This is a genomic window from Micromonospora sp. CA-248212 (assembly GCF_050948405.1).
GTDB lineage: Bacteria > Actinomycetota > Actinomycetes > Mycobacteriales > Micromonosporaceae > Micromonospora.
Window position 1 is genome coordinate 1,137,700 of the sequence record NZ_CP192023.1, and the last position, 11,501, is coordinate 1,149,200.

Annotated in this window: 11 protein-coding genes; 8 read left to right on the plus strand and 3 right to left on the minus strand. The window is 73.7% G+C overall.

Going from position 1 to position 11,501, the window contains the following annotated elements; all coding sequences use genetic code 11:
- Positions 1-10: 10 nt before the first annotated feature.
- The 7 genes from ACQP03_RS05355 (at position 11) to ACQP03_RS05385 (ending at position 7,757) form a co-directional block, all read left to right on the plus strand.
- Positions 11-508, plus strand: coding sequence for a hemerythrin domain-containing protein (locus ACQP03_RS05355; protein ID WP_357127954.1), 498 nt, complete (start codon positions 11-13; stop codon positions 506-508).
- Between the two features lie 55 nt (positions 509-563).
- The gene (locus tag ACQP03_RS05360) at positions 564-1,808 is read left to right on the plus strand and encodes a histidine kinase (RefSeq protein ID WP_357127951.1); all 1,245 of its coding nucleotides are present in this window, start codon (positions 564-566) and stop codon (positions 1,806-1,808) included.
- A complete protein-coding gene (locus ACQP03_RS05365) occupies positions 1,805-2,455 on the plus strand; it encodes a response regulator transcription factor (protein ID WP_357172851.1) in 651 nt (216 codons plus the stop codon). Before ACQP03_RS05360 ends, ACQP03_RS05365 begins: the two co-directional genes overlap by 4 nt.
- Positions 2,456-2,580: 125 nt before the next feature.
- Positions 2,581-3,657, plus strand: a complete 1,077-nt coding sequence (locus ACQP03_RS05370; protein ID WP_357127945.1) for a hypothetical protein — start codon at positions 2,581-2,583, stop codon at positions 3,655-3,657.
- Positions 3,658-3,723: 66 nt separating this feature from the next.
- On the plus strand, positions 3,724-5,220 hold the full coding sequence (locus ACQP03_RS05375) for a sigma 54-interacting transcriptional regulator (RefSeq protein WP_357172853.1): 1,497 nt from the start codon (positions 3,724-3,726) through the stop codon (positions 5,218-5,220).
- Between the two features lie 2 nt (positions 5,221-5,222).
- Complete coding sequence (locus ACQP03_RS05380) at positions 5,223-7,175, plus strand: vWA domain-containing protein (protein WP_357127939.1); 1,953 nt, start codon at positions 5,223-5,225, stop codon at positions 7,173-7,175.
- Positions 7,176-7,253: 78 nt separating this feature from the next.
- The gene (locus tag ACQP03_RS05385; RefSeq protein ID WP_396832650.1) at positions 7,254-7,757 is read left to right on the plus strand and encodes a hypothetical protein; all 504 of its coding nucleotides are present in this window, start codon (positions 7,254-7,256) and stop codon (positions 7,755-7,757) included.
- Positions 7,758-7,854: 97 nt separating this feature from the next.
- Here ACQP03_RS05385 and ACQP03_RS05390 read toward each other — a convergent pair whose 3' ends face one another.
- Complete coding sequence (locus tag ACQP03_RS05390; protein WP_357172856.1) at positions 7,855-8,844, minus strand: GlxA family transcriptional regulator; 990 nt, start codon at positions 8,842-8,844, stop codon at positions 7,855-7,857.
- Positions 8,845-8,863: 19 nt separating this feature from the next.
- On the opposite strand from ACQP03_RS05390, the gene ACQP03_RS05395 reads away from it, so the two are divergent.
- Positions 8,864-10,219 (plus strand): MFS transporter, encoded by a 1,356-nt coding sequence (locus ACQP03_RS05395; RefSeq protein WP_357127932.1) that lies wholly within the window; start codon positions 8,864-8,866, stop codon positions 10,217-10,219.
- On the opposite strand, the gene ACQP03_RS05400 is transcribed toward ACQP03_RS05395, so the two are convergent.
- Entirely contained in the window at positions 10,216-10,926 is a 711-nt protein-coding gene (locus ACQP03_RS05400; protein WP_357396035.1) for an RICIN domain-containing protein, read from the minus strand. The two genes, ACQP03_RS05395 and ACQP03_RS05400, sit on opposite strands and share 4 nt — an antisense overlap.
- A gap of 62 nt (positions 10,927-10,988) precedes the next feature.
- Positions 10,989-11,459, minus strand: coding sequence for an aminoacyl-tRNA deacylase (locus tag ACQP03_RS05405; protein WP_357127927.1), 471 nt, complete (start codon positions 11,457-11,459; stop codon positions 10,989-10,991).
- Positions 11,460-11,501 lie beyond the last annotated feature (42 nt).

The window sequence follows — 11,501 nt, forward strand, 5'->3', positions numbered from 1 at the left end:
AGTGAGCGACGTGGACGACATCACCGCACTGATCCTGGACGACCACGCCGCCTTCCGGCGCGGCTTCGCCCGCCTCGACGACGCCCGCGACGAGCAGGAACTGCTGGCCATCTGGGACGCCCTCGCCCTGCACCTGGACATCCATGCCGAGGCGGAGGAGGCGATCCTCTACCCGCACCTGGTCAAGCACGGCGACGACGGCGAGGACGAGACCGCCGACGCGATCGGCGACCACAACAAGATCCGGGACGCCATCGCCGAGTCCAAACTGCACCCGGTCGGTTCGAAGCCCTGGTGGGAGGCGGTCGGCACGGCCCGGCGGGAGAACAGTGAACACCTGGCCGAGGAGGAGGACGAGGCGCTGCCCGACTTCCGCCGGCACGCCGGCTTCGAGCTGCGCGCCGAGCTGGGCCAGCGCTGGCTGACCTTCTACGGCGAGCACAAGAACGGCCGTGACCTGCCGTTCCGCGACAAGGACCCGCAGGGGTACGTGGCCGACCACCGCTGAGATCTCCCCGCTGCGGGGGAGTCGCGCACCCGGTCCACGCCAGCAGAATGACCGGATGACCCTCCGCGCGGCGCTGGCCCCGCTGGTCGCCGGCAGCACCTGGCGACGCGGCGTGTACCTGCTGCTCGGCGGCGTGCTGGCCCTGCCGTACGGGGTCCTCGCGGTGACCTTCGCGCAGATGCTCACCGACTCGGAGATCCCCCGCCCGCTGGTGTACGTCCTGCTGGTGGTCGCGGCGCTGATCGCCGTGGTGCCGCTGCTGCTGGACGGCAGCCGGGCCCTGGAGATCGCCGCCGTACGGGCGCTGCTCGGCGTCGACCTGCCCGACCCGGCCCCGGGACACCGGGGCGACCGGGAGAGCCGCCTGCGCAGCGCACTCTGGATCGCCACGCATCTCATCGTCGGCGCGCTGGTGATGACCGCGCTGTTCAGCGCCCTGCCGATGGCGCTCGCGTTCATCGCGCAGCAGTTCGGTGTGGGCGACGAGCTGACCAGCCGGGAACGGTTCGGGCCGCTGGACGGGCGGGACAGCGGCTGGCTCACCCTCGCCGGGGTCGCCCTGCTGGTGGGCCTCGGCTACGCCGTGGCCGGGCTCGGCGCGCTCGCCGTCTCGATGGCCCCGGTGCTGCTCGGACCCGCCCAGGCCGAGCGGATCGCCGCCCTGGAGGCGCGGGCCACCCGGCTCGCCGAACGCAACCGGCTGGCCCGCGAACTGCACGACTCCGTCGGTCACGCGTTGACCGTGGCGACCCTCCAGGCCGGCGCCGCCCGTGAGGTGCTGGACACCGACCCGGAGTTCGTCCGGCGCGCGCTGACCGCCATCGAGGACGCCGGCCGGACCGCGATGGACGAGCTGGACCACGTGCTGGGGCTGCTCCGCGAGACCGGCGGCGGCCGGCCCTCGGTGGCGCCACAGCGTACGCTCGCCGACCTGGACCGGCTGGTCACCGACGCCCGCGCGGCCGGGCTGACGGTCTACGACAGCCGCGCCGGCGATCCCGCGGCGGTGCCCGCGGTCGTCTCCCGGGAGGGTTACCGCATCGTCCAGGAGGGACTGACCAACGCCGCCCGCCACGGCCACGGGCCGGTGACGCTGCGGCTCGACCTGCACCGCGATGCCCTGGAGTTGGAGATGGAAAATGCCCTCGGCCGACAGCGCCGCTCCGATCCGGGTCGGGGCGGGCGGGGCCTGGACGGCATCCGGGAACGGGTGCTGCTGCTCGGCGGCCGGCTCACCGTCGGCCCGGACGGCGACCGGTGGCTCGTCCGAGCCCGCCTGCCGTACGAGGACGCCCGATGACCACCGGCGTGCTGATCGTCGACGACGACGAGCTGATCCGGGTCGGCCTGCGAGCCATCATCGACGCGCAACCGGACCTGCGAGTGCTCGCCGAGGCCGCCGACGGGGCCGAGGTGCCGCCCCTGGTCGCCCGGCACCGCCCGGACGTGGTGCTGATGGACGTGCGGATGCCCGGCATCGACGGCATCCAGGCCACCCGCCACCTGCTGGCCACCTCCGCCGACCCGCCCCGGGTGCTGGTGATCACCACGTTCGCCAACGACGAGTACGTCTACGAGGCGCTGCGCGCCGGCGCGTCCGGCTTCCTGCTGAAGCGGGCCCGCCCGGCGGAGGTCATCGAGGCGGTCCGCGTCGTGGCGGCCGGGGAGTCGCTGCTGTTCCCGGCGGCGATCCGCCAGCTCGTCGGAGCGTACGGGCCGGTGGGCGGGGACCGCCTGCAGGCCGCCCGCCTCACCGAGCGGGAGGCCGAGGTGCTGCGGCTGATGGCGACCGGCCGGTCCAACCCGGAGATCGCCGCGCACCTGGTCGTCGGGGTGGAGACGGTCAAGACGCACGTCGGCAACGTGCTGGCCAAGCTGGGCGTCCGCGACCGTACCCAGGCGGTCATCGCCGCGTACGAGTCCGGCTTCGTCACCCCGTCCGGCTGATCCCCCGGCCGAGGGCTCCCGGCCGTTCCCCCGGCCGAGGGGCTCCCGGCTGATCCCTCGGCCGGGGGAGCGGGTTCACCGCCGCCCGGGAGGGAACCGGTCGCCGATCGGTCGAGGCTGAGAGCATGACGACGATCAATGACCTTCGAGCCCGTACCGAATCCCGCTGGCCCGACCGGCTCGCCCCGCTCGCCGCCGGTTGGCTCGGCCTGTGGGGCGTACTCGCCCTGCTCGGCACGCTCACCGGCGCCGGCTACCCGTTCGGCCCGAACGACCTCCACGGCGGTGACGTCAGCCTGCTGCGCCTGGTGCCGGTGGACGTGGCCACCCCGCTCTTCGCCGGAGTCCTGCTGACCGCCGCCGTGGCCGCCCTCGCCATGAGCCGGCCAGCGGTCCGGCCACCCGGCCCGCTGCGGGCACTGCTCGCCGGCTACGGCTGGGCGGTCGTGTTCCTGCTCGCCGTGGTCGTGCCGGACGTCCGCGTGCTGGTCATCCTCGGCTACCTGCCGATCCTGATCGTCGGCGCGCCGTTCGGCTGGCCGCCGGTCGACTACTCCGACATCTTCAACTGGGCCCTGTTCGGCCGCTTCGCCGCGCTGCTCGGCGGGCTGCTGCTGGCCGGGGCGGTGCTCGCCTGGCAACGCCGTACCGCCGCAAGCTGCGTCTCCTGCGGGCGGGACGGCACCGACCGTGGCTGGACCACCCCGGCCGCCGCCGCCCGCTGGGGTCGGTGGGCCGCCGGCATCGCGGCGATCATCCCGTTGACGTACGCGGCGATCCGGTTCGCCTGGACGGCGGGCATCCCGCTGGGCATCTCCCGGGAGTTCCTGACCGAGATGCAGGACAGCGGGCTGGTCTGGGCCGGGTTCGGGCTGGCCGCCTTCGCCACCGCCGGCGCGATCCTCACCCTCGGGCTGGTGCAGCGTTGGGGTGAAACGTTCCCCCGCTGGATGGTCGGGCTCGCCGGTCGTCGGGTGCCGGTGAAGCTGGCCGTGGTGCCGGCGACCCTGGTCGCCATCTCCGTCACCGCGGCGAGCCTCGGCCTGCTCAGCAACCCCCAGTTCTGGGAGCTCACCGGCGGGACCAGCCTGACCGGGGCGCCCATGCTGCTCTGGCCGCTGTGGGGCGTGGCGCTCGGCGCGGCCACGTACGCGTACCACCTGCGCCGCCGGGGCGCCTGCCGGCGCTGCGGCCAGGGCTGAGGGTGGCCGTGGGGGTGCCACCCGAAGCCGGAGGCGCCCCCGAAAATGTGAGCTAGCGTTACTCGGGTGACTGCGCCTACCCCGGTAATCCCGGTTCCACCGGCCGACCTGCCCGGCACGCTCGGCGCGCTACGGGCGGCCGGTCACCAGTACCGCACCGTCAAGCAGGAACTCCGCGACAACCTCCTCGCCCGGATGCGCTCCGGCGAGACCCGTTTCCCCGGCATCGTCGGCTACGACGACACCGTCCTGCCCGAGGTCGAGCGTGCTCTGCTCGCCGGGCACGACATGGTGCTGCTCGGCGAGCGCGGCCAGGGCAAGACCCGACTGATCCGCGCCCTGGGCTCGCTGCTCGACGAGTGGACCCCCGTCATCACGGGCTCGGTCCTCAACGAACACCCGATGCGCCCGCTCACCCCCGCCTCGGTCGCCCAGGTCGCCGAGGCCGGCGACGACCTGCCGATCGGCTGGCTGCACCGCTCGATGCGCTACGGCGAGAAGCTCGCCACCCCGGATACCAGCGTCGGCGACCTGATCGGTGACGTCGACCCGATCCGGATCGCCCAGGGCCGCACCCTCGGCGACCCGGAGACCATCCACTTCGGGCTGGTGCCGCGTACCAACCGTGGCATCTTCGCCGTCAACGAGCTGCCCGACCTGGCCGAGCGCATCCAGGTGGCGCTGCTCAACGTGTTGGAGGAGCGCGACATCCAGGTCCGCGGCTACCAACTCCGGCTACCGCTGGACCTGCTCCTGGTGGCCAGCGCCAACCCTGAGGACTACACCAACCGGGGTCGCATCATCACGCCGCTCAAGGACCGGTTCGGCGCGGAGATCCGTACCCACTACCCGGTCGACCTGGAGTTGGAGCTGGCGTTGATCCGCCAGGAGGCGGATCTGGTCGCGGCCGTCCCCGAGCACGTGCTGGAAGTGCTGGCCCGCTTCGCCCGCGCGGTGCGGGAATCCCCGTCGGTGGACCCGCGCTCCGGAGTCTCCGCCCGGTTCGCGATCGCCGCCGCCGAGACGGTGGCCGGTGCCGCGCTGCGTCGTGCCGGCTTGCTCGCCGCCTCCGCCGACGTGTTAGGAGGGGCCCCCTCTACAACCGCAAGCGATAACAAGGTGCCCTTCCTTGCACCGGAGGCGGCGGTGGCCCGCGTTGGTGACGCGGTGTCGGTGACCAGCACGCTGCGCGGCAAGGTGGAGTTCGAGAGCGGCGAGGAGGGACGGGAGGTCGAGATCCTGGCGCACCTGCTGCGGACCGCGACCGCCGAGACGTTCCGCGCCCACCTGGCCGGCCTCGACCTGTCCGGGTTCACCGCTCTCGTCGAGGACGGGACGGCGATCGAGACCGGCGAGCTGGTCGGCTCCGCCGAGCTGCTGCGCCAGGTGGGCACGGTGCCCGGTCTGGCCAAGGTGCTCGACCGGCTCGGCCTGGGCGACGCGCCCACCCCGGAGGAGGCCGCCGCGGCCGTGGAGTTCGTGCTGGAGGGGCTGCACCTGACCCGCCGGCTCGGCAAGGACGTCACCGAGTCCGGGCGCACCGTCTACGGCGGCCGGGGCTGACTGTGGCCGGCAACCGGTTCCGGTACGGCCAGTGGAACGGCGGGCCCGATCCGCTGGCACCCCCGTACGACGTGCGTGAGGCGGTGGACGCGGTCGGCGCCGAGGTGCTGGCCGGCGGCAGCCTGCGGCAGGCGCTGCGCGATCTGCTGCGCCGTGGCCCGCAGGGGCGGGGCGGGCTGGACGACCTGGCGGCTCGGGCGCGACGGCTGCGCCGCGAGGCGCTTCGTCGCGGCGACCTCGACGGCGCGGTGACCCGCGCACAGGCCCTGCTCGACCAGGCTCTCGCCGCCGAACGTGACGAGCTGCGGAGCCGCGACGACGACGACGCGCGGTTCGCCGAGTCGGTGCTGGACAATCTGCCCCGCTCCACGGCCCGTGCGGTCGAGGAGCTGGCCGGCTACCAGTGGGCCAGCGAGGACGCCCGTCGTTCGTACCAGCAGATTCTCGACCAGCTCCGGGACGACGTGCTCGGTCAGCGGTTCGCGGGCCTGCGGGACGCGGTGCGCGCGTCCGCCGATCCGGCCGCGCAGCAGCGGCTCGCCGAGATGATGCGGGACCTGAACGACCTGCTGGCCCGGCACGGCCGCGCGGAGGACACCACCGACGCGTTCGCCGAGTTCATGCGCCGGCACGGCGACTTCTTCCCGGAGCAGCCGGAGACGGTCGACGAGCTGATCGACGTGCTGGCCCGCCGTTCGGCGGCCGGTGAGCGGCTGATGAACTCGCTGTCCGAGCGGCAGCGCGCCGAGCTGGCCGGTCTGATGCAGCAGTCCCTCGGCGACCGGCTCGCCGGTGAGCTGTCGGCGCTCGACGCGAACCTGCGGGCGCTGCGGCCGGATCTGCGCTGGGGGCGCGGCGAGCGGGTCCGGGGCGACCAGCCGTTGGACTACGCCGACGCGGCCGGCGCGCTCGGCGAGATCGGCGAGCTGGACGACCTGCTGGATCAGCTCGACCAGGAACACCCCGGGGCCACGCTTGACGACGTGGACGTCGACGCGGTGGCCCGGACGCTGGGCCGGGACGCGGCCGACGACGTCCGCCGGCTGCGCGAGCTGGAACGCGAGCTGCGCCGGCAGGGCTGGGTGGGCCGGGACGCGGACGGGCTCACGCTCAGCCCGAAGGCCCTGCGCCGGCTCGGCGGCACGGCGCTGCGGCGGGTCTTCGCCGACCTGACGGCCGGTCCGCGCGGTCAGCACGACCTGCGTTCGGCGGGTGCGGCCGGCGAGGTCAGCGGGGCGTCCCGCCCGTGGGAGTACGGCGACGAGCAACCGCTGGACGTGGTTCGTACGCTCACCCGGGCGGTGCGCCGGGCCGGGCCGACGGTTCCGCTGCAACTCGAAGCGGACGACTTCGAGGTGGTGGAGACCGAGAAGCGTGCCTCGGCGGCGGTGGTGCTCTGCGTGGACCTGTCGTACTCGATGATCTCGCAGGGTCGTTGGGGGCCGATGAAGCAGACGGCGCTGGCGTTGGCGCACCTGATGGAGACCCGTTTTCCACAGGACGCCCTGCAGATCGTGGGCTTCGGTCGGGAGGCGACGACGCTCACCCAGCAGGAGTTGGCGGCCGTGGAGCCGGACCTGCAACAGGGGACGAACCTGCAACACGCGCTGCGGTTGGCCGCTCGGCACCTGCGCCGCCATCCGGATGCCGAGCCGGTGGTGCTGGTGGTCACCGACGGGGAGCCGACCGCCCACCTCGACCCGGACGACGGGGAGGCGCTGTTCCACTGGCCGCCGCTGCCGGAGACGATCGAGGCGACGGTCCGCGAGGTGGACCGGCTCAGCCGCTACGGTGCGACCCTCAACCTGTTCATGCTCGGCGATGACGAGGGCCTGCGCCGCTTCATCGACGCGGTGGCGAGACGCAGCCGTGGCCGCATGTTCACCCCCGACACCGACGACCTGGGCGAGTACGTGGTGTCGGACTACCTCCGCTCCCGCCAGTCCCGCCGCTGAACGGACCACCCCGTCGATCATGGAGTTGTGGTGGGTGGCAAATGCCGCTCGTCCGGGTGAATCGGGCACCACAACGCCATGATCGACGGGGTGGGGCGGTGGGGTGGGGGTGTGGTGGTGGCGAGTGGCGGGTTGCGGCGGGCTTATGACTCGGTGTTTGCCGAGATCGACGGGGTTTCTTTTGGGGCTGCCCCTCGGGGGCAGTTGAGCGCCGAGCAGATCGTGGCGCACCTGGTGGCGAACGACGAACTGATGATCCAGGCCAGCGAGGCGTTGCTCGCGGGGTCGCCGTTCGCCTACTACGAGCTGGAGGAGGACATCCACCGTCCGCAGCTCGACGCGTTGGTCGCCGAGCAGGGCGGTCTGCGCGGCCTGGCGGCGTTGCTGCACGGCACCAGCGAACGGCTGTGCGGACTGGTCGACCAACTCGGCCTGGCGGCGGAGGCGCCGGTGGAGACCCACCTGCGCGAGGGCTTCGACCTGATCGTCGACGAGCCGCTGCCCTGGTCCCGCACGCTGGACCTGCACGCAAGGGTGCACCTCCCCAAACACCAGGCCCAGCTCCACCTACTCCGGACCTGACCGCCCCCCACGACCCTCGTCGATCTTGCACTTTCTGCGGCGACAAAGGGGCGCGTAACGGGCATCTCGACGACAGCAAGTGCAAGATCGCGGGGGGTCAGGCGCGGGTCAGCTCCTCGCGGGGGTGGAAGGTGCGGCGGTAGGTGGACGGGGCCACGCCGATGCGTTGGTGCAGTTGTTGACGTAGGGCTGCCGTCGTGCCGAAGCCGCAGCGGCGGGCGATCTGGTCGACGGTGAGGTCGGTCGTCTCCAGGAGGAGTCGGGCGTGGTCGGTCCGTTGCCGCAGTAGCCACTGCGCGGGGCTCAGTCCCGTCTCCAGCCGGAAACGTCGGGTGAAGGTGCGGACGCTCATCCGGGCCTGCTCGGCGAGGTCGCGCAGGGCGATCGGCTCGTGCAGGCGCTGTCGGGCCCACTCGCGGGTGGCGGCGGTGCTCGCATCGGTGGCCCGGGGGACCGGCTGTTCGATGTACTGCGCCTGCCCGCCGTCGCGCCACGGCGGCATGACACAGCGTCGGGCCGCCCGGTTGGCGATGTCGCTGCCGTGGTCGAGGCGGATGACGTGCAGGCAGAGATCGATGCCGGCGGCCACTCCGGCCGAGGTGAGCACCCGGTCGTCGACGATGAAGAGCACGTCCGGGTCGAGGTCCACCCGGGGGTGCAGGCGGCGGAACCGCTCGGCGTACGCCCAGTGGGTCGTCGCCCGGCGTCCGTCCAGCAGGCCGGCCGCGGCCAGCACGAACGCGCCGGTGCAGATCGACATGATCCGGGCGCCCCGTTGGTACGCCGACCGCAGCGCCTCGGCCACCTCCGGCTCGACGGTGCCCGAGGTGAGCGCCGCGCCGGCGTGGATGCCCGGGACGATCACCGTGTCGGCGGTGTCGAGCAGCTCCAACCCGTGGTCCGGGAGCACCTGGAAGCCGGCGGTGCTGCGGACCGGCCGGCCGCCCGGGGTGCACACCCGGACGTCGTAGCGGTACGCGTCGTCGGCGCCCCGGGCGGTGCTGAAGACCTGGGACGGGGTGCCGAGGTCGAGGCCGACGACCTGGTCGAGGGCGAGGACGGCGATCCGGTGCGGGCCACTGCTCATGGCCCGATTATTGCGTACGATGGCTTTCCGGCCACTCGTCCTAGCCGGAGGCGCGGCCCAGACTGGTCGCGTGAGCAAGAATCGTCGCCTGCACCCCGCCTGGCTCGTGGCCGGTGTCGCCTTCGTGGCGCTCGTCGGCGCGGCCGGGTTCCGCGCCACGCCGTCGGTGCTGCTGCACCCGCTGCACGCGGAGTTCGGCTGGCCGCTGGCCACCATCTCCGCGGCCGTCTCGGTCAACCTGCTCCTCTACGGGCTCACCGCGCCGTTCGCCGCCGCGCTGATGGACCGGTTCGGCATTCGCCGGGTCGTCTCGGTGGCGCTGCTGCTGGTCGCCGCCGGCAGCGGTCTGACGGTGTTCATGACCGCGAGCTGGCAGTTACTGCTGTGCTGGGGCGTCCTCGTCGGCCTGGGCACCGGCTCGATGGCGCTCGCCTTCGTGGCGACCGTCACCGGGCGCTGGTTCGTCCGTCGTCGGGGCCTGGTCACCGGCGTGCTGACCGCGGGCGGGGCCGCCGGGCAACTGATCTTCCTGCCGCTGATCGCCGTGCTGGTACGCGACCACGGCTGGCGCACGGCGGCACTCGTCGTGGCCGGTGCCGCCCTGGCTGTCGTACCCCTGGTGGTGTGGCTGCTGCGCGAACACCCGGCGGATCTCGACCTGCCCGCCTACGGCGCGACCGAGGTCGTCGCGGCGCCGCCGCCGGCCGGCGGCGCGGCGACGCGGGCGCTCGGCGCGTTGGCCGCCGCGGCCCGGACGCGGCCGTTCTGGCTGCTGGCCGGCGGGTTCGCGATCTGCGGAGCGACCACGAACGGCCTCGTCGGGACGCACTTCGTGCCGGCCGCGCACGACCACGGCATGGCCGAGACCACGGCGGCGGGACTGCTCGCGCTGGTGGGGCTCTTCGACATCGTCGGCACGATCGCCTCCGGCTGGCTGACCGACCGGGTGGACAGCCGGCTGCTGCTCGGTGCCTACTACGCGCTGCGCGGGCTGTCGCTGCTGGTGCTGCCCAGCCTGTTCGCGGGTACCGCCGAGCCGAGCATGCTGGTGTTCATCGTCTTCTACGGCCTGGACTGGGTGGCCACGGTGCCGCCGACCGTTGCGCTGTGCCGCGAGTACTTCGGTGGCGCGGGCGCGGTCGTGTTCGGCTGGGTGTTCGCCGCCCACCAGTTCGGGGCGGCGCTCGCGGCCACCGGCGCGGGGCTGGTCCGCGACCGACTCGGCGACTACGCGGTGGCCTGGTACGTGGCCGGTGCGCTGTCGATCGGCGCGGCGGGGCTGTCGCTGCTGCTGCGCCGACGGCCGGGTCGACCGGTGCCGGAGGCCGTCCTCGTCGCCGCGACCGCACCCCGCGCCTGGAGCTACCGCGGTTAGCCGACCGTCCACTGTTGGGCGGGCCGGCCGTCGCAGGGCCGCTGCCGGATGTCGTCCCCGGCCTCGACGCCGTCGTCGTCGGCCTGCGCGCACTTACCGCTGTGCACCGCGACCAGCAGCAGGGGGCCGGCGCCGGTGGGGGTCAGCCGCCACTGCTGGTTGGCCTGACCGTGGCACGGGAACTGTTGCAACCGCGCGCCGTCGTCACCGCTGCCGCCCTCGACATCGAGGCACTGCCCGTGGGCGGCGTTGGTCATCGTCACCGCTCCCGTCGCTACCGCGTTGACCACCCACTGCTGCTCCGGGCCGCCGGTGCAGGCGGCCAGTTCGGCCTCGGCCTTCTCGTCGTCGCCGTCGAGCCCGAGGCAGAGCCCGGTGGGCGACCGCAGCACGTGGGCGCCGCTGGTGGGAACGGCCGGGGTGGCCGACGGGGTCGGCGACGGCTCGACCGAGGGCGTCGGGGTCGGCTCGGCCGCCGGGGTGGTCGGCTCGGCGGCGCTGGACGGCGTGCCGACGGCCGCCGGCACCACCGGCTCGTCGTCCCCGTCGAGCAGACCGGTGGCGAAGACCACACCGAGGAGTACGCCCACCAGCCCGACCGCCAACGCCACCCGCAGCAGCGGGTCGGCCAGCGGGCCCGAGTTGGCTCGGCGTCGGCCGCCGTAGACGGTGCCGACGGGGTCGGGGCGTTCCTCGGGGGCGGGCATAGCCGCCATCCTCACCCACGGCGGCGGGCCGGAGCCAGCCGGACGACGGCAGCGGCGGAGTTTCAGCGGGTGGGCTGCGGGTCGGTGACGTCGGCCACAGTGGCGTCGAGGGCGGCGATCGCGGCGTCGGCGTCGACCGCCACGGCGAGACCCCGCTCGCCCGCGCCCAGGGTGATCTGCCGGCCCCGTAGCCGCTCGTCGGCGATCACCGGCCAGGCCGTGCTCGCGCCGAACGGGGTGATGGTGCCGCGCTCGTACCCGGTGGCGGTCAGCGCGCCCGCCGCGTCCGGCATGGAGATCCGCTGCACCCCGAGCAGGGCGCGCAGCTTGGGCCAGGAGATGACCCGGTCACCAGGGGTGAGCACGAACAGGTGGTCGTCCGCGCCACGGCGGACGACGATCGTCTTGACCACGTCCGGGATGGCCACACCACGGGCGGCGGCGGCCTCCGCGAGGCTGCCGACCGCGCCGTGACTGACCAACCGGTACGGCAGTCCGGCGGAGTCCAGGGCGGCGATCGCGGGCGACGGCATGTCCGCCACGGTAACCGCCCGGCCTGCTGTCGGACGGGAAAC